The following is a 23327-nucleotide window of genomic DNA, read 5'->3' on the forward strand; positions in this document are numbered from 1 at the left end:
GTCTTATTAATAACCTCTCTGAGTTTTAATTATTGTCACTATTTGACAAGCTATCCTGGCATTATCTGTCAGGATATTTTTATTTTCATTAAAAACAACAAATACAAACAACAAGATAAATAACCCTGTATACATTTATTAGTACGATGTTATTATTTCAGGGCATATCCCAATCGATATCATATTCATCAAGTTCGAGATCCGTCAAACGATCCTCTTTCGCAAGCATCCCTCCCTGAAGAATAAATGCGGATAATGCGCTTTCCTCTCTTTCTCTTTTAATCGCTCTGTCAATATCTGATGCGGCTGCAGTGTTTTCATCCTCTACAGGCACAGAACGTTTCATCACGTGCGGCTTAACTTTCACTTTGAATGCGCCAACCTCCTTCCCGGTAGGCGGAATCGGAGTAATAGTAAATGCATTCAAAAGCGCATTATAAAATATAACAATATGATCGGCATTATTCAGCTTTGCGTTCGCGCTGAGCATGCGATGTCTTGTCAGTCGCGCCTGGGCAAGTATCCTTTCCTGATCGGTAAGCGCACGCATTTTAGTCGCCTGAATTTCGCTGGCGGCGAACTGCAGTTTGCCAATGCCAAACTGCAACCCCTCTTCACTGTAAAGCCCGGATCCAAACATAGAATGCGCCTGTTTCATGTCAGCCAGCCGCCCCAGCCCCTCGCCACTTCCCATATACTGGAAGTCAAGGCTTCCCACGGACAGATGAGTCAGCTCATGCAGGGCCGTTTGGCCGCCGTATGATTTCGAATAATTCTCCAGAACAACGAATATCCTTCCGGCCGGATCATATGGATAGACAAAAGCCTGGTCCAAAGCAGCTGCTTTTTTACCCTCTTTAATTCGCAAAGGGATCACCCGGGCAAAGAGTTGTTCGTGCACATGGAAGCGAGCCGCCTCAAACGTCTCCTCGGCAATAACAGCGAAGCGGTTATACGCTTCGGTCAGAATCCGTGGATCTTTTTCATTTAAAAAACGGGCCATGATGCTAATGTAATGTTGTCGAACCTCCGGATTCTTCTTCGCCTCGTTCACAATAGCCAGGACTTTTTCAGTCGCATGGTATGCCCTGGCAAAGCTCTCTTTCACATTGGCCGCAGCAGCCTTTTCAGCAGGAATTTTCGCACGAAAAGCCATCTGCCACATATCCTCACCCGCCTGTTCATAAACTGAGTTTTTGCCTGGTAATTGTTTAAATCGCTCAATCAATTTCGTCCTCGTCGCTTCATCCAAATTTTTCATACCAAGATTTTTAGAGATGGGATAAAACTCTGTAATATCCGGACCGAGGGCTTTAAGCTCTGCAGCCTGACTGGCAATTCGAAAAGCTTTCCCTCCCCCTTCGCCACGAACAATTTGAGGTGAAGGAAGTAAGTCAAAGTTTTTCCAGGTCGAACTTCCTGCACTCAAATCGGCCTCCGACAAAATGCGATCAGATAACGGCTCTTGCATTCGGTAAGTTTTTCGTATTTCCTCAACCCGTGCGTCTTTTAAGGTAATATACCATCGTGGCATTTTCAGTATCACACCATTCTCAATAAAACTATCTGGGGGTACCGGCAGTGACTGAAAGTTATTAATAGCACTTCCTGGTTGGTCAAAGTCCTTGTATTTAATCAGCCTTCGTTCAGAACCAATATTATATTTAACTGCCCAATCTGCTTCGCGTGATATAATCGGACCAGAAAAACCGTTCATGCTCTCGCCAAATTGTCTGGCAGTTAAATCAATAGCGTAATCGATGCCATTTTTTTCAGCAATCACTACAAAATGGTTACTTGGCATTGACATCGCGTTTATCCACATATACATGCCGCGGTAACGAATATTTGAAAACCCTTCTGCTTTAATAATGTTTGCAATAGGATACAGGATAGTATCGCATTTACCTCCCGGACTATTGATTGCGTTTTCAATATCTCTATTATTCTTTAATTTACCAAGTAGTTCTTCCGCATTGAAATCCACTGTCATATCAGATGCAATTTCTGCTGATGGTTTTATATTTCTTATGGTTTCAGTTTGGGTAACCGGAGGTAATTTCCCCCCCCCGTTTCCGGTTGCATTATCAGACGGCGGTTTTGCATGCTCAGCCGTACTGGCAGAGGTTTTTTTAGGCCTTTCTGTTCCTTTTACTTTAAGTTTCCAGTATGTGTCCTGAATAACATCATAGCTAATACCTGTTTGCGATTTAATAATATTTTTGTATTCCTGAGGTGGCGAAACAATCAACGCATCATCAATATAGCTATGCGCTGGCAATTCTCCAGAATAATCAGCTAACGCAATGTGTTCATGCTTCAGAATATTAAAATCAGTATAATCAAGATATTTCACAACCTCGCTTTCGGCAATAGCACTATCACTCAGCTGACGCAGCCATTGATCCTCTGTTGAATAGAGGAAGGCCGATTTACCTTTCTCCCGCATCAGCGACACGATTGCCGTATCTTCCCCTCTTTTTGCCACAATCACATAGGTATTTTCGACCTTGTTCTCTGCAACCTTTTTCCAGCGAGAAATAACGCGAAACCAAGTATCAAATCCGTGTTGACGTAACTCATTAGCGGTTTCCACTAATTCTTTATTCCATTTTTCTACGCGGGGACGGCTCTGCACAATATCAAGGGCACCTACCGCATCCACCTCATCGTCCTGCACATCGGGTTTCGTGAGGATTCGGCGAAGATCGTCATCGGTTTGTTTGTTCACAAAATTATTTTTTTTGCCTACCTTCCTGAGCAATTCAACTTTTAAGGGATTTCCGGTTAATTTTAATTTATCGATAATATGCCTATACATTTTCGGCAGCGTAGTCCGTATTGCCGTCGTCCCCAACCTGGCAGCTCGATTGGCGGCGGCTTTCAGCAATGGCCCCGCCGCGGCGGACACCGCGTTGCCACCCAATTCAAATGCAACGGCCATGATGATTGAATACAGATATCGCGCGCGTTCTTCCTCATCATCCGCCTGTGAATAGAGCACGGCATTCGGCACTACATCCACCAGCAACGTCGCCGTCAGCGAGGCCAACAACCATGCCCAAGCAGGCCCACCAATAACGATGCCGCCAAATATCATCGTTATCCCAACCATAATGGAAAGTGTGTTAACCAGTTCATATATTTTGGCCCGCTGAAACTCACCTGACGACACAATCAACTCATCGTAAAGTTTGACCATGTCCATATGTTGCATACTGACCAGGTAACTCACTAAATCCTCGATATCACCTGGATTATAGGTAGTAAATGGAGGATGATAGAGAGTATAAATTTCCCCTGAACCTGGCGCTAACTCATTGGTGGTATCAACATCGACCCGCCTGTATTCAAATGGATGCTCTATTTTTGCCAGAGCGTTGCCAGTTCGAATAGTCCGGTGTTTCTCAATAAATTTCCGTAGCCGCGGGTTGGTTTCAGGGAACGCCGGAGGAATACTTGTCCGGTCCTTCGGATATTTCTCGCGTTGTTGAACTGAAAACCCAGGCCACGGCACTTCATAATAATCGTTGCCCCAGAGCGACAGTAAGACCCCCATTTTATTCTCACCCACAACGTCTGTACTTAGCGGAATAAAAAACATGCCCGAGAGATCGCTCCCATGCCACTGCACAATTTCCGCCTCAGTCTTCCCCTCCAGAAAACTCTCCACGGCCTCCACGTACACCCTATAAGCCCCCAAAAGCGTTGGTTCCGCCTTTTTCCGCTCGATATAATTCAGGGCGGCTTGTCGGATCATAGTCTGATAGACCCTTTCCACGCGCGGCCTTCCCGCAGGGCTATCTGAAACAAAGACTTCTTCCAGTTTGGTTTTAATGCTCTTTTCAAGCCCATGATCGAAGTGCCGCTGTAGTTCCTCAGGAAAAGAGCGTGGCCACTGTACTTCATACTCCTGATGCATATCTAAAGTATCTTTGCGCAATTTTCCTATAACAAGCTCACGCAGGGTATACGTTTTTGGAAGTGGATAAGTGGAAGGTTTTTCCTCACTAAATGGGCGGCGGTAAGGTTCGACGTAAGCAACAGAGTCCGGAGACCATGTTTTATCCAGTCCAAATTTTCTCAGTGATTCGTTAATAAAAAAATCAATATAGTCCCCGGGGCTAATAATTTTTTCATTAAGAAAACCGGTCAAATCTGTGAACGTCTGCTCTATCTTTTCTTGCATCTTGTCCAGGATATATTGCCGGGCACTGAATCGTTCTTCGGGCAGTAACTCAGCTTGTTCGATATCTCGATGAAGCTTATTCCAGTCAACATCAACAAACATTTTTTGGGTCGGCATGGTGCTAGTTTCTTTATTATTTTCCTCCGTCACGGCTCCTTCCGTCGTCGTTTGTACCTCTTGGGTCTCTTTTTGTTTCAACCGTTCTCTCATTCTCGGCAACTGCTGCAATACTTCTGCGATGCCCTTATCGTGTTCCGTAATATACGTTGTTGGCTGTGTCCCACCCCATAATCGGGAAATATTCTCGTCGATGATCCCCCGCAACTCCTCATCTAATACTGCGTAATTATAGGCCTTCTTCACATCGTCAACTTCTACAGCTTCCAGCAGACGCTTAACAGCGAGAATACTCATTCCGGTATAGAGTTTCACCAAATCAATCTTGTTATCGGTGGTTTCCTGGTAATCTGCACTGGATTTAACGAATTGCTTCAGGGTGTCGGTAAAATCACTGGTGAACCTGGAAAGATCGATATGCTGTAGATAGGACAGACTGTATTTTTCCCAGAAATTATCCCCTGCAGGGATTTCCACTTTGTATTTCCAGGCTGGCGCTTTTAAACGTCTGGTTATGACATTACTTTTTGAAACATTGGTCTCATCATGAAGAGTATGAATACCTTCAAGGCGTCTCATTTTGCTGTTGAGTTTGTCTAATACAGACTCAAGGATCATTTTCTCTCCCCAATCCTTTTTCAAGGCTTCCGTGAGAGCTTGAATTCGCGTCGCTGCGTCCTTTAACTGTCTGGCAACAGGCATGTCATGACGCACCAACGCCTCCGCCCATTCACGCAATACGCTACGATAGAATCGTTTATAATAATATCCCACATGCAGCCAATGTGTTGTCGGCAAATCATACGGAGGTATGTTGCCCATATCATTGGCCGTTTCTACCGATATCTGTAGCAATTTTTCTCTATATACATCCTCAAATGAATCAATATTTAGTTGATCCATTCGCGTATACCAGGCATCTCTCAACGGAAAACTCTCCCGCGGCGCAGCCAGACTATATTTACCAGAAGGCTGCGGCCCGGCTTTAAGAAGAGCGAACAGTGTTTTCTCACTGTTATCCTCTTTCGCCTCCTCATAGCGTTTGGCCCAATACGCCTGCCTGGACGCAGACTGGGTTGCCGTTGAATTTGCAGCTATCATGGTCGCCGTCGTATCGACGGTAGCAGAAGGAACAGTTGGCTGCGATCGTTTTACCCTGACACCATGAGGTTCACCGGTGACAGGAATTGTAGCCATCTCCGTCGGACTATCGGCGGTATCGTCAGCCTCAAGTTCCGCGACAAGCGCAATCAGTTCATCCATTTCCGCCTTACTGTAAGGTTGAAGAATCTCTTCCGGCAGGCTATTTACAGGCTCGGATGTGCTCGGAGGGATCGAATGGAAGAGAGTGTCCAGAACCGCCCGTTCATCCTCTGTCAGCAAGCCGGTCATTTCTGCCAGTTGTTCATACGCCGCCGTGCTTTCATCTTCCTGACGCCCGAACATCGAATACCAGGCATAGGCCAGTCCGCCAAGCAGCGCTGTGGCCCCCAACGTCTGCGACACCGCCCGCGGGTTCACCTGCGCCGCTGCTGCTGCCATCAGCACACTGGTGGTCTGCATCATAGTACTGCCCTGTGCCGCCATCCTCCGGCCCGCCTCTGCCAAACGCTCCGTCAGACCCGGGCCACCTGCCGCCTGTGCCGCAGTATACGCAGCCGTTGCCCCAGCGCCCCACAATGGCAGCTCAATAGACTCTGCGTTACGGTTCCCCGCCGAGCGCGCGGCGGGCGATTCTTCTGCCTCTACCTGCCGCAACGAAACACCCGATTCCGCACCGGGAACAGCAGGTGCAGGCGGAAGATAGTGCGCCACCGATGCTGGCCCGGCTCCGCTGGCATCCATCACATACAACATTGCAGTGATGCGCTCCTGCAGGTTACGCCCGCGTAATGTCTGCAGCCGTGGCTCGCCTGCCGCATCGGCTTCAAGCGCTTCCCAGGCCGCGCGAAGCTTCGCTCCGCTCTGTTGCCATGCCGCATCCGGATCGCCGCCCCCGCCTTTGCCAGGCCGTCTGCTGCGGCTCTTTTTGCGTGCGCCGGTTGATGCTGGCTGTTCGTCTGTAGAGGGTTTGTATGTCGGCATCGCATCGCTCCTTCAGACGACTACATGTGGATCTAGTGGTCTGTGTACGGGATGAAGAAGAGCTCCTGCCGCAGACTGTTTTCTGCAGCAGGGCATGGATTACGGGTTAGTGACGTCGTCGGAAGGGGTGACCTGTGTGGGAGTGACCTGTGTGGTGCTGGCCAGTTCACTGATGACAAGGCCAAGTGTTTTTATCTCCTCCTCGGTAAGGATATCATCGACCGTAAACTCACTGGCCTGGAAAAGCGCCACGTTAAGGAGATGCTCCGTATATTCCTGTACAACCAGCGCTTCCTGCTGCGATAACGCCGGGGTTTCCGGTGTTGCAGTCGTCGCTTCCGGCAGATCGACGGGCTCTGTTATATCGCGTTGATCCGGCACATCGCGTTTTGACCGTGCAACTGCGTCCTCAACAGGTTTAATACGCCAGAGGTACGTATCTGTTCCGGCAACAGGTACTTTCTCAAACTCAAAATTATTAAACAGCGCAAGAAACAGGATCACCTGCGAATCAGCGTTACCCATTTTCGCATTTGCCCTCTCCATCGGCAGAAATCTCACCCGCGCCTGTGCCAGGGCGCGATCGTACTCCGATACCGGCTTAAGGCGTTCAACCCCGGTGGTGCCATAAGACTGACCGGCACGCCCCAGCGGCACATGTGCGCTGTCCGGCTCAAACGGGTAGGTACCGAATGAGACGTGATGTGCAAGGAACGGCGTATATTTTTTGGGAATATCACTGATATAGACAAAATCCTCCGTGCCGGTCGCCTGATGGGAGATCTCGTGAATAATCGTGTCGATAACCGCTTTATCCTCGAAGATATCGGGTAACACGACCATGATACGGGCGGTGGGATCTTTTTGATAAACATACGCAAAAACAACCGGCTCTGAAGCATCGACCTTCTTCACGAGGACAACGCGTCCGAGTTTCGTCTCCTCGACATGATAGCGGGCAAACGTCTGGAGCCGTTCTCCAAGAATACTCAGCCGCTCATAAGCCTCGCCGAGAATTTTGCTGTCGGCGGTATTGAGGAATTTCGCCAGTATCACCAGAATCCTTTCATGCAAGGCATTATTATTTTTGGCTTCAAGAAGGAGTGCCTGCACTTTATCCGCGATGTCATGTACCTGGTTAAATGCCTGCTCGATAATGTTTAACTGCGCCATCGATACTTTGCCGCCTCCGTTATTCGCCTTCAATCGCGGGAAATCCGACGAAATCACTTTAAAGTTCGGATCGGTATGCAGTGATTTTGTATAAAATGACTTAAGCGCCTCACTCAGTTGGGGATTATTCTGTCTGAAAGGCAGGTCCTTAATTAAAGGCCGGAAGTGGGTGATATCAGGGCCGAGATCTTTTATTTCCTGGATCCGTTTCATCAGTTGCGCATCTTCGGGGTCGGACGTTTTCCATGCTTTCGGTATGTCGTCTAACTGTGGGACCCGCCGTAATGTAGTCTGTAAGTCATCACTTTCTTCAATTGCATTTTTGATAATAGTCGACAGGCTATTTTCTCCGGCCGGGCTTTGCTCATGAAGATGTAACTGATCGAGGAATTTCTGTATCGCTTCGAAACTCACCCCCTGTTTGGCCACACTGTCTTTATAGGCCTGTGACGCGTAGATCAGGACCCCTTCCTGCGGGTAATCTTCCAGGGGGAGTTCACTGTTTAGCTGCGTCAACGGTTTTAACTGCCCTTTACTCCCCCAGGATATGTCCGCTGTACTGTCCAGATCGTAATATGCCAGCAACCAGTCATCTGACTGCTGAGCCTTATTCGCCATGATTTGTAGCCACTCATCCTCATCAAAATAGATATAAGATAAATCACCTTTGTCAGAGAATAGCTGAACCACCACCCGGTCCTGCCTGCGCAGCCCGCGGATATAATAGCTGTTCGTAATTTCATGGGTTGTGCTGCCTTTTTTCCAGGCAGTCACAATGCGCACATTCGATTCGAAACGCATTTTATCCATTTCACTAATAACATCGGACATCGCCATCATTCTTCCCTGTAGAGCCTGTTCCTCCTGAACCCTGGCGGGAGGAGCGAGTCGGCCGGAGGGACCCGCAACAGGTTCAGACTCGACAGGCGGCACCACATCTGGCGCAGATTCAACAGGAATATCTTTTGGCACGGGTGGCGGCGCGGGCTTTTTGAGCGTCCTCACCATCTTGTCCAGATCCTCGAGCCCTTCCTGGCTTATCGACGTGGTAACGCCTTTTCGTAACCGTAAACGTCGTACCCCCGTTTTTTCGATCACCTGCAGCATTTTATTTTTTAGCAGCTTATACATGCCAGGCAGCGTGTCCGGTAGCGCGGTGACGGCAAGACGTGTAAGCCGTGAAACACCCCGGAGCGTCTGTTCCAGCATTACGCCCGCCAGATTGCCCCCCATCTCAAATGCCACGGCCATTAACAGGGAACGCATATACACTTTGCGCTCTTCATCGTCATCCGCCTGCGAATAGAGCACGATAGTTGGCACCACCTCCAGCAGCAGTGTGGTCGCCATTGAGGCCGCAATCCACGGCAAGGCCGGCCCGCCAATCACAATCCCTCCCACCATCAGCAGCAACCCGGACATCACGGCTAACGTATTCACCAGCTCGTGAACAACCGCCCGCAAATGTTCAGCGGGTGTATTAATCAGCTCATCATACAGATCGGCAAGGTCGTTCTTCTGCCGCGCAATCAGCGTGTCAATCAGCGCCTTACGGCTTCTGGAGGTGGTGGTAAACGGCGGATTATAAAGGCTATAGCTGGTCTGAAAGTTAATATCCGTGTGTTGTTCCGGCGCATCATGGTGATAAGGCAAAAAATCGAATCTGTCAGGAATATTCTTCAGGGCTTTCCCGGTGCCGATTGTCCGGTATTTTTCGATAAAGGCCCTGAAGTCAGACCTGTTTTCAACGATGAGCAGCGGGGGATTTTTTCTGCCCGGCCCTTCTTTTTTTTGCTGCTCACCCAGACCCGGCCAGGGAACCTCATAGTAGTCGGTATCCCAGAGTGAGAGCATCACCCCGATTTTCTTATTACCCAGCACACCAGAGGACGGAACCGGAATGAACATCAGATTAGTGAGCGTGCTGCCGTGCCACTCCACAGTTTCGGCCTGCGTTTTCCCCTCCAGGAACTGTTTTACCGCATCAATATAGTGTTGATGGTATTCTCCCCCGGTTCCTCCGGGTGTCGTTTTTTTCTTGTTGAGATAGGCCAGCGCGGCCCGTGTGGTCATCACTCTGTAAACATTTTCGACCCGTGATTTGCCCTCGCCAAACACCGTATTCAGTTTCCGGTCGACAGAGAGATCTATTTTCAGCAGCCTGTCGCGCAGCTGCTGGCTGAAAGCGTCAGGCCAGAGAATATTGCTGTCGGAATAGGCCGTGCCAAGTTCGTTGCGTGGTACCCCGCGCACAATGTCGCGAAGGGAATAGGTATGGGGAATCGTCTCGTGTATTTCTGCGGCCCGCCCGCCGGACAGATGATAGATAATTTCCTTGACGGTGATTTGGCTTTCCGGCGACCACTTCTGGTCCTGCTGATGAATACGCAACGATTCACGGGTAAACGCATCAATATAACTGTCGGGGTTTAAAATACCCTCATCAAGAAAGCCGGTCATGTCCATTAAAAAATCATCCAGCTTTCCTTTAAGCTCGCCCAGCATACGTTCACTGAGACTGAAATGCTCCGGTAACGGCGGCATGGCTTCCATTTGCCTGCTGATTTTTTCCCAGTCAACGCTGTTGTCAGCTTCCAGTGCCGTTGCTGTAGAGGCGGTTGTGGTGGTGTTGTCCGCCGTGGCAGACAACGCAGTGTCGGTTGTCATTGCGGTATTATCCGGTAAGCGCTTCCCAAGCAAGGCATCCAGTAGCGGCTTAATATCTCTCCTGGCAGTGTTGTATCTGCCCAGATATGACTTCAACATTGGGATATTCCAAATCCCGGCAATATTCTCCCGAATAATGCGACTCACTTGCTCATCCAGCACCGCATAGTTGTAGGCATCCTCTCCCTGTTTCTCCTCCAGAGCCGTTATCAGTCGCTCCAGGGTCAAGATACCCAGATTGGTATAAAAGCCAACGAGATCGAACGTATTTCCCCTGCCCTTTATAAAGTTAATAAGAGAAACCACGAAAGACCGCAGGATGGGATGAAATCGCGGCGTAAATTTTGCCAGGTCGATTTTATCGAGATAGGACAAACTGTAGTGTCCCCAAAAGACTTCCGTTGTAGGGATAATTGGACTGAATACCAGCGTTTCATTTTTCAACGTATCAGACAACGATTTATGTGCGTGGAATGTACGTAATTGCTCAGTCCGTTTCCTAAGCTGCTTATCCCTGTTGGAGAGCGTATCCAATGCGGTAGTATTTATCACCCTGTCATGAAATTCGCGATTAAGATCTGTCGTCAACTCCTGAAGCCGCCCTACCAGTACCTCGCTTTTTTCAGCATCGTCCACTGCCAGGTTAAGAATGAAATTCGTCCACAGCGACATCACCTTCTGGTAGAACAACAAATAGTATTTCCCCAGATGCAGCCATGAGTCATCAGGCAGGTTTGCGATGCCCGCTTTAACCCCCGGAGCTTTGGCTGCATCGCGAGATGCCTCCTCAATTTTGTTACGGAATTCATGCGGAAATTTGTCTAATTTCAGTCTATCCATCCGGGTTATCCAGGTGTCCTGCAACGGAAAGCTCTCTCTCGGCGCCGCCAGAATATCCCAGTGGGATTTTTCCGGCTCGGTACGGAGCAAATCGAAAAAGAATTTTTCCGGGGAATCTTCCGCCACTTCTTCATAGCGTCGCGCCCAGTATGCCTGCCGGGTTTCCGACATGGCCGTCGTAGGCTCGGGTGGCGGAGTGGTGGTTGTGGTTGTCGTCGTGGTGGTAGTGGTGGTTGTTGTAGCAGGCTCTGCTCTGACTGGCGCTTTTGTGGTGGTGGTCGTTTTTTTTGGCGGGTTATACACACTCAACCCACCTATGCCCCACCGTTTCACCCGGACGTGAGGCGCAGATGTGACGGCAGCGCCTTCGAATTCAGCGTCCAGTTCCTCGGCTATCTGCTCCAGTTCGGCTATCTCGCTGGCATTAAAGGGATAGATAGCCTCTTCAGGTTTGCTCACCAGCGCGTTGTACAGGTGGGATAGCTCGTCAACCAGCGCACGCTCTTCGTCAGTCAGGGCACCGGTCAGCTCAGCCAGTTCCTCAAGACTGAGTGGGCTACCGCTCTGCTCACCGTTCTTTTCACCAAACAGCAAATACCCGGCATACGCAAGACTTCCCAGCAATGCCGAAGCGCCCGCCGCAATCCCTGCACCTTTTCGCGTCATCATGGCGGAGGTTCCGGCCATTAGCAAACCGCCCGTACGGGCAATACCAGAAATACGGTCGCTAATGCCCTGTGGCCCTGCCTGTGCGGCCGCTGCGCCGCCTCCTAACATCGTCAGGGCAATATAGTCATACTTTGGACGGTCTCCGGCCGAGGTGACTCCGGACGCCTGCCCGGTAGCGGCGTATTCCGGCAAAATCAGCTCACCGCCGGACGGCAGAGTCAACTCAGACACAGCAGTGCTTTCGGGCACATCTTTGTCTTCGGGCGTATGTTCGTATTCGTACGTATGTTTGTTTTCGTACGCATTTTTGTCTTCATATGCACGCCGGAACATCGCATAATTGCCTACCGCTGGCTGAAATTCCATCCCGAAGACATGAAGAGCATACAACATCAGCGTAACGCGCTCAGCCAGATTCCTCGCCCTGAAGACAGGCAGGGGAGGCAGCCTCTCTTCTGCGGGCCCGTGTGCCAGTCGGGTGTTCCGTGCATCAAATTCATAGCGAATCCACTCCTCCACCGAATCAAAGCCGGGGATGCCTACAGGCTCTTCCGCCCTCGCCCTTCTGCCACGTTTATGGCTCCGCTCACCGCGCTTCTTCTGATGGGCATATTTCGCTCTTCTGACTTTTTCATAGGGAGGTGCATGCCTGGGCATCATTTCACTCCTTCAGTGCCGCATGCACTGCGTTGAAGCAGGAACAGCGGCGGGTCATCTTGCCACGAAACTTGCCTCGCTCACCTTTCAACGTTGGACACGATTATGGGCCTGAGGCAACCGCATTGCTCACCAGCCAGGGATTAGCTCTCACTGGTTTCCGTCGCATCATCATTTGACATATGCGCGGACTGAACGCTGGTGGTGCTGACTGGCGTGTACGTCGTTTGCAGGTCAGTCAGTTTCAGCGGCACAGTGACCATATAACTGAGGCATAGCCGCGGCGTATTACCGACCGCCTGCCAGAAGTTTCCCAGACTATTGAGTTGCTCAGAAGGAGGAATGACGCGCAAATATGCACCAGGCAATGAGGAGAACGAACGGTGATTAACCAACGCGTTGAGTACATTATTAATGATGATCAACGACTGGCTATTGGCCTGGCTAGACGGTGAGTCACTGCTGCTGCTTTGTGCCACCTCAAAATACGTGACCAGATAACAACAGCGGATGTTGACATACCCCGGCACAAACTGCCCGGTGACAGAGACGTACTGCCTGCGCTCACCGACCCGCAACTGTAAATCTTCCTGGATGTCATAGAGAAACACGCACACGGTAGGAACATCGGGTGTTGAATCTTTCGGCGGCAGGTCGAAACGGATGGCGACATCCGGTGGCAAATACTGACGTAATGCCGCATCAATAGCGACATTGAGTTCAATCAGTGTAGTATCAGACGCAATGGCAGGCGCAGTTGCATCAGTATCAGTAATATCTGACATAGAAGTTCTCCGGTAGAGAGTGCGGGTTCAGACGACACGTCCCATCTTGGCGAGCTCACGTTGCAGCGCACGTTCGATATGTTTTTGTTCCACACATGTCGATTGATTGTCAGCAGCAAGCCAACTTGCCAGCAATGCAATATTACGAATGTTAGCGCCGGTGATTTCAGCCCGTCGGGCCAGCGCGGCAAAGTCCACATCCTCCGCCACGCGTATTTCGGCAGGCCAGATGCCTCGCCACATTCGTTCGCGTAGTGTGATATCGGGAAATGGAAAACGGATAATAAAACTCAGCCGACGGGTGAATGCCTCATCCAGGTGTGAGCGATTGTTGGTGGCAAGAATGACCAGTCCGGTATAACTTTCAAGACGCTGCAATAAATAGGAGATTTCAATATTCGCGTAGCGGTCATGAGAATCCCGGGTTTCACTCCGTTTGCCGAATAACGCATCGGCTTCATCAAAGAACAGTAATCCGGAATCCGCTTCCGCAATATCAAAAATGCGCGCCAGATTCTTCTCGGTTTCACCGATGTATTTATTAACGACAGTGGCAAGGTCGATCTTGATCATATCCACACCCAGCGCACCGGCTAACACTTCCGCCACCAGTGTTTTCCCCGTTCCGGAATCGCCATGGAATAACGCGCTAACACCGGTTCCATAGGCAATCTTGCGGGCAAACCCCTGAGCGAGCATCTCCTCACGAAACCGGACGGCGGCCAGCACCTCCTCCAGTTGCTTGTTGAGGCCCTCAGCGACGATCAGATCATCGAATGTTCGCCGGGGCTCAACTCGTGTGGCAAGCCCACCGAAAGCCTGTTGGGAACGCTGCCGGAAAGCCCGGCAGAGGTCATCGACAGAGAGTGCATCCGCTCCCCGCAATTCCCGATAGGCATCCGCATCACTGAGCGACTGGAGCAGCGTATCCGGAGGGGGTCTGAATCGGCGAACCAGCATCTGCGTGTCCACATCCGCTTCAACCCGATAGCGTTGCAGGAAACGGTCTAGCAGTCGTGCTTCATCCTGGGTCGAACTCTGCGGCATTTCAATGAGCACCTGGGCAACGTCCGTCAACGGCACCAGAGGAATACCTGTTTCACTCAAACCAAACAGCGGGAAACGATGTTCACGAATGCGGTCACTCATCCAGTTGCGTAAATCGGTATGGTTTTGCCAGGCCTGGTGCAATCCATGAAGGACAAGACCTGCGGCATACAGCGTGGACTCCCGCAGCACATCCACAAAACAGCGGCAAAATTGCGTCTCGTCTGTGGGAGCTTGCTCCATATCAAACAGCAGCAGCTTCCGTCCTGCGATATGTGCTGCACGCGACAACGCCATCTGCCGCGAACCGACGCTTCCTTTTGCCAGTGAAATCAGCAATGCGGGGGCCGGATGATAGACATAATGGAGCAATTGTTTCGTCACGCCAGGGAACAAATCGATGTCCGTCGGCGGTTCCAGCCACCGGCAACATGCCTGCCCGAGCGGCGAGTCTCTGCCGGATAAATAGCGATAAATATGCATGCTTCCTTGTAAGAACGACGCTTGATCGTTATTACTCTCCGGGTCACCGCTGAACACCAACGCATACCGTACCAGTGGGGAAAATGGGGATAAACAGGCCTGCATATCCAGACGCTCTATGGCGTCACGGCAGAGAAGATTAAGAATCAGTTCCGGACCAGGCCAGCTTTCGTGCGTGTCGTTCTGTAAACAAGCAAACAGGAAACCGGCATTTCCATTCGCCAGCGGCATCAGCGCCAGTAACAACGCATCCCGCTCAAATTGATTGAGTCCAAAACGCGCTATGAGTAACGCCAGCCTGCTCTCAGACGGGATCACCGCGCGTTCCGCTTCGCGAAAACTTTGCTGGCACACCGGGATATCACAAGCGGGAATTTTTGTTTGAAACCGCACGAACATAGCCATTTGCAGCGTGGAGAGCATCGTCTCTTGCGTTTTATGTGAATACTCCTCCACTCGCTGATGCACAGCGCGTAGATAACGTTGGAGTGAATTTTCGATACGTTCAAACTGTTCGCGCAGTACGGAGTAATTCCACTCCTGTGTCGTATTCTCATCGACACCGTCGCAGGATATTTCTTGCGTCATATCGTTTGTCGCTCCTGAATTATTTATTACACCAACGCTTACCTGCCGTTAATTAAATCAATTGATTATGGGGTTGTTATTACGAAAGGCAGGCTACCGCACTTCCCTGATTTAACGCGATTAACAGAGAATGTGGTGAGTATCGTGACATCACTCTATTGACAATAAAAAGCTAGGCAGTCACCCTGCGAAATGCAAATTATCCCGATAACCTGTAGCGGCGCCTGCCTGACGATTAAATGCATTAGTCCACTTGAGATAACAAATGAATATCTTGCTGTTTTTATTAATATTAAACACACAAAAACAATAACAAATGGTTAATTCAAAAAATATCTAACAGTGTCAAAAACAAATAGCACTGGCGCAGGAACGCGGATATTACAATCGATTCAAATGCCTGCAAAAAGCCGCATGAAAAATCTTATTCAGAAATACCTGGCGTTATTTCATTACGTTGTTATGAATAAGGGCCCCGCGTTCATCCGCCCCCAGTAAAAATCCATCTGCTCAATGTAACGGAGGAAAACAGTCTAGACGTGTATGAAACGGAGTCAGCCGTGATGCATCCAGGGTTACGACCTGGTTCACAAAATGAATGACATCGTCGCAAAGCGCTACCCGGAATGGCAAACGGGGTGATAACGTATCCGCGTTGTGCTGCCTTAGCCTTAAACACCACAAAAAAGTCAGGTGGTTACGGTATGCTCAGACGTTCAGAGGCGGATGAAAAAGGGCGATAACGCGAGGGGTAAAGGAAGTGGCGGAGAGAGGGGGATTTGAACCCCCGGTAGAGTTGCCCCTACTCCGGTTTTCGAGACCGGTCCATTCAGCCGCTCTGGCATCTCTCCGTACAGACAGTTGCCATGATGCCAGGTAATTTGGCATTTTAACAGACCCTGTCCCGTTAATTTGGTTCAAGTGGCGAGTTTGCGAGCAAAGCGATGATAAAGTGGCCCTGGAAAACGAAAGGATCCGCCGACGAGGCGGAGTTCCCGTGGGAAGAAGCGTTAAACGCCCCTGTGCTGGCGAATTTATTACCGGATGAACAGATCAAACTGGTTCAACTGGCGGACCGCTTTTTACAACAAAAAAGGCTGGTTCCTTTGCAGGGATTTGAACTGGATGCGCTAAAAAGCGCACGCATCAGTCTGCTGTTTTGTCTTCCGGTCCTCGAACTGGGTCTGGAGTGGCTGGACGGTTTCCATGAAGTGCTGATCTACCCTGCCCCGTTTGTGGTTGATGATGAGTGGGAAGACGATATCGGGCTGGTGCATAACCAGCGCGTGGTGCAGTCCGGGCAGAGCTGGCAACAAGGCCCAATCATTCTCAACTGGCTGGATATTCAGGACTCGTTTGACGCTTCCGGTTTTAACCTGATCATTCACGAGGTCGCGCACAAGCTTGATACGCGCAATGGCGATCGCGCCAGCGGTATTCCACTCATTCCGCTGCGCGAAGTTGCAGGCTGGGAACACGACCTGCACGCGGCAATGGACAATATCCAGGATGAGATCGATCTGGTGGGGGAAAGCGCGGCCAGTATTGATGCCTATGCAGCAACCGACCCGGCGGAGTGTTTTGCGGTACTCTCCGAGTATTTCTTCAGCGCGCCGGAACTGTTCGCCCCGCGTTTCCCGGCGCTGTGGCAACGTTTTTGCCAGTTTTACGGCCAGGATCCGCTCAGTCGTCTGCGCGGTCAGTCTGGCTACGGCGAGAACCTGAACAGAGTGCATTAAAACGGCAGTCTGCGCTTTAATTAGCCAATTGAATCAGTAGGTTAAATTTAGTGTTGACACAGCAGATCGGGGCCAGTAGTATGCGCCCCGTTCAGACAATTCCTCTGTAGTTCAGTCGGTAGAACGGCGGACTGTTAATCCGTATGTCACTGGTTCGAGTCCAGTCAGAGGAGCCAAATTTAAAAAGCCTGCTTTCGAGCAGGCTTTTTGCTTTTCAGATTTGATAATCAATCACCGTTTCGTCCGGCTCCATCACCTGCCGCTTGATATCTTCCACCGACAGCCCGGCATTACACAGTTCGATAAATCGCCAGACATAATTGCGCTGTAACTGACCGCGTTTCAGCCCTAGCCAGACGGTATTGGCATCAAACAGATGTTGCGTATCCAGGCGCACCAGCTTCCCTTCTTCATTCTCGCCGCTTGACTGCTCCGCCACCAGCCCGACACCTAACCCCAGCTCGACATAGGTTTTAATCACATCGGAGTCCTGCGCACTCAGCACCACGTCGGGAATTAATCCTTTGCGTCCAAACGCTTCATCAATGCGAGAGCGCCCGGTGATCCCCTGACGATAAGTGATCAGCGGCCAGCGGCTGATCTCTTCCAGCGTCAGCGGAGAGCTCTGCGCCAACGGGTGATCGCTGGGTACCAGTAAGCTGTGATGCCAGCGGAACCACGGAAACGCCGCCAGCGTACTGTCGTTGCTCAGGCGCTCACTGGCGATACCGATATCCGCCCCGCCGTTATGCAACAGTGATTCGATCTCCTGTGGCGTGCCCTGGATCAATTCGAGACGCACTTCCGGAAACAGCGCACGGAAAGCTTTGATCACCGAAGGCAGGCTGTATCGCGCCTGCGTATGGGTGGTCGCAATGGTTAATACGCCGGAGGTATCGTTAGTAAAGAGATCGGCAAGCCTGCGCACGTTGCTTGCTTCATTAAGGATACGCTCGGCAATGACCAGCAGGGCTTTACCTGGCTCAGTCATGCCGAGCAGTCGCTTGCCACGACGGATGAAAATTTCTATCCCCAGCTCTTCCTCAAGCTCACGGATATGACGACTCACACCGGATTGTGAGGTGTAAAGCATATTGGCAACTTCAGTCAGGTTGTAATCCCGCCGCGCCGCCTCGCGGATAATTTTTAATTGCTGGAAATTCACCCTTTCCTCCAGGCTCATCAGACATGACGCTATTGTTAAAGTCTGTGGCCTGGCAGAACAAATAATAAAAACCAGCATCTTATTCCATTAAGGAATAATAATTAGCTCACCAACTGAAGCTCGTGGCTTTCCATTGCCGGGCGGCTAACCAATGACATCAAAATATCTTTTACCGCCTGTGCCTGCGGCGACAATGCCCCCCGTGCCGACACATTCAGCGACAGCGGTAAATTCATTGACGGTGTGGTGATGCGCGACATCCAGCCGTTTGTTGCACCGCACAGCGAACGCGCCGCCGACTCAGGTAACACCGTCACGCCCATTCCGCTGGCAATCGCGGCTGTCAACGTGGCGATGGATTCGATCTCACCGATAATTTTTGCCGTCAGACGGCGCAGTGAAAAGGCTTCATCCACACGTAAACGCACTGCACTGTAGTCACGCGGCAGGAACAAATTCATTTCAGCGACCGCCGTCAAATCCACACTCTGCCCCGGACAGTCACGCGTACCAACCAGGTAAAGATCTTCTTTCAGCAACGGCAGGCTGTTAATGCCTGCGCCCGGCGCGCGCTCATACAGCACCGCCATATCCAGTTGCCCGCTCAGCAATTTATCATTCAGCACTGCACCGCTGTTTTCATGCAGATAAACGGTGACGTCCGGCAGCTCCGTGCGCACCGCCTGCAATAACGGCATGGTGATGGACGATGCCGCCGTGCCCGGCGCAAGGCCGATAGACACCTGACCACGCAAGCTTTGCCCCACACTGTTCACTGCTAACTGCGCCTGTTCGCACTGGCGCAAAATGGTTCGCGCATGGGTATAGAGAATTTTCCCTGCTTCCGTCGGTGTCACTCCCCGTTTGGTGCGAATCAATAACTGCTGATCCAACTCACCTTCCAGAGTGGCAACCTGCTGGCTCAGCGCCGGCTGTGCAATATGCAATACTTCGGCGGCCTGCGTCAGGCTTCCAATATCGACGATTTTTACGAAGTATTTCAGTCGTCTTAAGTTCATTTTGCCTCCTGTTACGGATTACCGGGCCAACACCGGATGTTATGTCGTCGGAGGAGTTGCAATATGCTTGCCAGTTTTAGTCAGGGAAGAGATCGCAGCCTAACAGGCTGGATAATAAGTGTTTCTAATTACCCCTTGGGTAATTATTACTAAAACAGTGGTTTGACATCTGCCCCATAAGGGGTAATTTGCACCAAATCAGTGCAAATGCACCGGTAAGTGCTTATCCCGCCATCAGATTGCCGAAATTGTCAGCAAACGATCGGCTTAAGGCCATCCAGCCTTTGACAAGCCCGATGGCCGCCGTTAATATGCGCCCCGTTCACACGATTCCTCTGTAGTTCAGTCGGTAGAACGGCGGACTGTTAATCCGTATGTCACTGGTTCGAGTCCAGTCAGAGGAGCCAAATTTAGAAAAGCCTGCTTACGAGCAGGCTTTTTGCTTTTCTGCGTCAACGTAAATTCTCATCGCTCTATTTCCCGTCTCGGGAAAAACTCAGGCACATCTTATCCTGTTTCAGCACTTCCTTTTCACCACGCTAAAGAGACATCAGACCGCACGCCGGATCTGCGTTAAAGCATGAAGCAAATTGTCGATATCCGCCTTACTGAGATTAGGGGCGTTGAGCTGGCTTCCCAGCCAGGTGAGGTCATCGCGGCTAAATGAACCGGTGAGTAAATACTGGCTTAATGTAGTCATTAATTGCTGATCCAGTTGCTGGATTTGCTCACGTGAGGAGGCTAACGTCTGCGCAGATGCGCCCTGTTGTGGCGTCGCCAGCCAATCAGCCAGATAACGATACTGGATAGCTTTGCTCGCATTCATTAACGCGTGGACAAAAGGTTCAACGGTTTGTGGATCGAGCCCGGCCTCTGCGGCCTCGTTCCTGGCAGCGGAAATCACATTGTCTTCCCGTGCCAGATCCTCAACCGGCAGATGATGAACGGCTTTAAATTCGGCTACATCCCGCATGAGCACCATGCGCTGATTCAGCGTAGAGGACAACGTGCTGAGTGAAACATTGCTCACTGAACCGGCGTAAACAGCGCTGCACATAAAGAGTGACGACAAGAAAACGGCCACATAATGAATCATGACTAACCCTCACCTCGGTTGGAAAATATCATGATTACCTTACTTTGTTATAATTAACCTAATGTTACTATTGTGTTTTCAGGATATTTCTAATGTTAACAAAAAGACCAGCCTGACGGCTGGCCTCTCTGTTTACGACATCAACAATCTTCAATGATTACATAGGCTGCGTTGACCGGGCCGTGAACACCCACCACTTTTATTAGCTCAATATCGGCCGTGGAGCTGGGACCGCCAATAATATTAATGCAGGAAGGCATGCGTTTACCCTGCTGCGACAGGGCGTGTAATTGCGTCGCCAACTGTGCAACACGCGGCAGGATCGTGCTTTTACGCAACACAAAAATGGAGGATTCCGGAAGCAGGCTGATGGCGCGACCGCGTTCCGCCGCAGAAAAGAGCACCACTCCCCCCGATTCCGTCAACCCGTAATCGGCAAACACCACCCCTACTTTTGCCTGCTCCGCCAGGCGGATATTTTGCTCACCTGCCTGCGGATCCCACACGGTCGCGCGGCAAGCTTCCTGTAAACGGGCCGTAATGCCCGTCGCTGCCAAACGTGCATCGCCACTCACCACCACCGGCTGTTGACTATATTGTTCACATAGCCGCAGCACGGCAGCCGGCGCGTCTTCTTCGCGAGTCAGTTCGCACTGAACCAACATGACCGTCGAAGCCACGTCGATAAACGCATCACAACGCTGCTGCTGGCTGAGCTCAGTCAGTCGGCTCTGCGCATAATTATGGGCTGGTGCAGGCCGGGCGTCCGGGGTATTACGGGGCCCGCGCCCCAAAGCCTGCGCAATTGTCGCCAGAAACGCGGTTCGGTTATCCATTATTTTTTCCCCTGCGCCTGATGTTTTTTAAACCAGCTACGGAAGCTTTCGCCGTCGGCATCCGGGAGATCCCGCGCCTGCGTCCAGCTGCTGATGGCGCCAATATTTATCGGCGCTTTGCCCTCTTTAATCAACCAACTGGCCGCACGGGCACCGGCGATCATGCCAACTTTCCATATCCCCGGATGGCTGTTGGCGTAAGCAAACATTTTAATCACCCGTTGCTCTGCTTTTGGCGTGATCCCCTCTTCCGCCATCACTCTGCGGTGGCGCAAAATCAGTTTGGACAGCGGGATTTTCACCGGGCAGACCGTGTCGCAGGCCGAGCAGAGCGAGCAGGCGTAAGGCAGATCTTTAAAATCCTTATAGCCTCCCAGTAACGGCGAAATGACCGCGCCGATGGGGCCGGGATAAATAGAGCCGTAACCGTGCCCGCCAATGTGCCGATACGCCGGGCAGGTGTTAATACAGGCACCGCAACGGATGCAGCGCAGCACGTCACGAAATTGCGAGCCAAGTACCGCTGAACGACCATTATCGACTATCACCAGGTGGAACTCCTCCGGACCGTCAACATTGTCCGCCTCCCGGGGCCCCGTCAGCCAGGTGTTGTAGCCAGTCAGTCGGGCGCCAACGGCGCTTCGCGCCAGCATGGTGATGAGCACGTCCACCTCTTCAAACGTCGGTGCAATGCGCTCCATCCCCATTACGGCAATATGCGTTTTGGGCAACGTGGTGCACATTCGCGCGTTCCCTTCATTGGTCACCAGGCAGACAGACCCGGTTTCGGCCACAGCGAAATTGCAGCCGGTAATGCCCACTTCCGCACTGAGGAAATCCTGGCGGATTTTCTGGCGGATAAAGCGTGTCATCGCTTCGGGGGTTTCCGGGCCGCTATAGCCCAGATGATCAGCAAGCACCCGGCGGATCTGGTGGCGATCTTTATGAATGGCCGGTACCACAACATGCGAAGGCGGGTCCTGATCCAGTTGCAGGATATACTCACCCAAATCGGTTTCGATGACCTCAATCCCGGCCTGCTGTAAAACCGGATTCATGCCAATCTCTTCCGTTACCATGGATTTGGACTTGACCACTTTTTTGGCATTTTTTGCCTGCGCAACCTTCAGGATGTAGCCCGTGGCCTCTTCTTTCGTTTTCGCGAAATAAACATGGCCGCCGTTTTCGGTCACCTTCTCCGACAATTGATACAGGTAAGCGTCCAGATTTTGCAGCACATGGTCGCGGATCTGGCTGGCATGATCGCGCCAGGCTTCCCAGTTCCCCAACTCGTCCACCATTTTCTGACGGTTGCCGCCAATTCGCTCCTGCGCATTCGCCACCGCTTTACGCATGATGGGATCATCAATCTGCTGACGGATACGCGTTTTAAATTCGACCTGACTGGTTTTTAAAAACATGACATTTCCCTCAGCGACTCATCAGGACTTCAGCAATGTGCATCACTTTTACCGGTCGGCCTTCACGTTGCAGACGCCCACCAATATTCAGCAAGCAACTGACATCTGCGCCAATCAGGTAATCCGGTTGCCCCTCCATCAGGTGCACACTCTTCTCTTTCACCATTTCGCCGGAAATTTCCGCCATTTTGACGGAAAACGTCCCGCCAAAACCGCAGCAGGTTTCCGGGTGGCTGAACGGAAGCAACTCCAGCCCCTGAACATGATGTAAAAGCGCTAACGGCTCCTCCTTCACGCCCATCTTGCGAAACAAGCTGCACGACGGGTGGTAAACTGCCTTCCCTTGTAAACGCGCGCCCACATCCACGACACCCAGCGTATTTACAATAAACGACGTCAGATCATACATTCGTGCGGCAACCTTCTCGGCGCGGGCGGCCCATTCGGGTTCGTTCGCCAGATAACCGGGATAGCTTTTAATCGCGTACGTACAGGAACCGGCGGGGGAAACGATGGGGTAATCATTGTCCTCCAGCGCGGTAATAAGGTTTTTCATGCCCGGAATGGCTTCGTTGATATAACCGCTGTTAATGGCCGGCTGACCACAGCACCCTTGTTTCTCAGGGAAACTTACCCGACATCCCAACTGCTCTAACAGCAAAACCGTATCACGCGCCATACGTGATTTAATGGCGTCACCAATGCAGGTGACAAAAAAGTTAACATTCACGGTTAAAACTCCATTGCCCTA

At 51.0% G+C, this 23327-nt stretch carries 11 protein-coding genes and 3 tRNA genes; 3 read left to right on the forward strand and 11 right to left on the reverse strand.

Annotation, left to right across the window (positions count from 1 at the left end; all coding sequences use genetic code 11):
- Window positions 1-157 precede the first annotated feature (157 nt).
- From GA0061071_RS00170 to GA0061071_RS00190, 5 genes are all read right to left on the reverse strand, one after another.
- Window positions 158-6391 carry a hypothetical protein gene (locus tag GA0061071_RS00170; RefSeq protein ID WP_088237979.1) on the reverse strand — a complete coding sequence of 2078 codons (6234 nt, stop codon included), beginning with the start codon at window positions 6389-6391 and terminating at the stop codon, window positions 158-160.
- Between the two features lie 99 nt (window positions 6392-6490).
- Window positions 6491-11971: a hypothetical protein gene (locus tag GA0061071_RS00175; protein ID WP_140418322.1), complete on the reverse strand. Its 5481-nt coding sequence runs from the start codon at window positions 11969-11971 to the stop codon at window positions 6491-6493.
- 569 nt (window positions 11972-12540) lie between these two features.
- Window positions 12541-13182, reverse strand: coding sequence for a Pvc16 family protein (locus GA0061071_RS00180; protein ID WP_088237981.1), 642 nt, complete (start codon window positions 13180-13182; stop codon window positions 12541-12543).
- A gap of 27 nt (window positions 13183-13209) precedes the next feature.
- Window positions 13210-15300, reverse strand: coding sequence for an ATP-binding protein (locus GA0061071_RS00185; RefSeq protein WP_088237982.1), 2091 nt, complete (start codon window positions 15298-15300; stop codon window positions 13210-13212).
- A gap of 761 nt (window positions 15301-16061) precedes the next feature.
- Window positions 16062-16151 (reverse strand) — tRNA-Ser (locus GA0061071_RS00190).
- A 93-nt stretch (window positions 16152-16244) separates the two neighbouring features.
- Between GA0061071_RS00190 and mtfA the strand changes: the two genes are divergently transcribed.
- The gene (mtfA, locus tag GA0061071_RS00195; RefSeq protein ID WP_061494267.1) at window positions 16245-17039 is read left to right on the forward strand and encodes a DgsA anti-repressor MtfA; all 795 of its coding nucleotides are present in this window, start codon (window positions 16245-16247) and stop codon (window positions 17037-17039) included.
- A gap of 100 nt (window positions 17040-17139) precedes the next feature.
- A tRNA-Asn gene (locus GA0061071_RS00200) sits at window positions 17140-17215 on the forward strand.
- Between the two features lie 38 nt (window positions 17216-17253).
- On the opposite strand, the gene cbl is transcribed toward GA0061071_RS00200, so the two are convergent.
- Both cbl and nac read right to left on the reverse strand, forming a co-directional pair.
- Entirely contained in the window at window positions 17254-18204 is a 951-nt protein-coding gene (gene cbl / locus GA0061071_RS00205) for an HTH-type transcriptional regulator Cbl (RefSeq protein ID WP_061494266.1), read from the reverse strand.
- A 101-nt stretch (window positions 18205-18305) separates the two neighbouring features.
- Window positions 18306-19223 (reverse strand): nitrogen assimilation transcriptional regulator NAC, encoded by a 918-nt coding sequence (gene nac, locus GA0061071_RS00210; RefSeq protein ID WP_061494265.1) that lies wholly within the window; start codon window positions 19221-19223, stop codon window positions 18306-18308.
- 331 nt (window positions 19224-19554) lie between these two features.
- Here nac and GA0061071_RS00215 point away from each other — a divergent pair.
- Window positions 19555-19630: transfer RNA gene (locus GA0061071_RS00215), tRNA-Asn, on the forward strand.
- A 143-nt stretch (window positions 19631-19773) separates the two neighbouring features.
- On the opposite strand, the gene GA0061071_RS00220 is transcribed toward GA0061071_RS00215, so the two are convergent.
- The 4 genes from GA0061071_RS00220 to GA0061071_RS00235 all read right to left on the reverse strand — a co-directional run bounded on the left by GA0061071_RS00220 (window position 19774) and on the right by GA0061071_RS00235 (window position 23306).
- Complete coding sequence (locus tag GA0061071_RS00220; RefSeq protein WP_061494264.1) at window positions 19774-20319, reverse strand: chorismate mutase; 546 nt, start codon at window positions 20317-20319, stop codon at window positions 19774-19776.
- Window positions 20320-20459: 140 nt separating this feature from the next.
- The gene (locus GA0061071_RS00225; protein ID WP_088237983.1) at window positions 20460-21155 is read right to left on the reverse strand and encodes a LutC/YkgG family protein; all 696 of its coding nucleotides are present in this window, start codon (window positions 21153-21155) and stop codon (window positions 20460-20462) included.
- Window positions 21155-22576: a LutB/LldF family L-lactate oxidation iron-sulfur protein gene (locus GA0061071_RS00230; protein ID WP_061494262.1), complete on the reverse strand. Its 1422-nt coding sequence runs from the start codon at window positions 22574-22576 to the stop codon at window positions 21155-21157. Before GA0061071_RS00230 ends, GA0061071_RS00225 begins: the two co-directional genes overlap by 1 nt.
- A 10-nt stretch (window positions 22577-22586) precedes the next feature.
- Window positions 22587-23306 carry a (Fe-S)-binding protein gene (locus tag GA0061071_RS00235; protein ID WP_061494261.1) on the reverse strand — a complete coding sequence of 240 codons (720 nt, stop codon included), beginning with the start codon at window positions 23304-23306 and terminating at the stop codon, window positions 22587-22589.
- Between the last annotated feature and the right edge of the window lie 21 nt (window positions 23307-23327).

The sequence above is a fragment of the Kosakonia oryzendophytica genome, assembly GCF_900094925.1.
Taxonomy (GTDB): Bacteria; Pseudomonadota; Gammaproteobacteria; order Enterobacterales; family Enterobacteriaceae; genus Kosakonia; species Kosakonia oryzendophytica.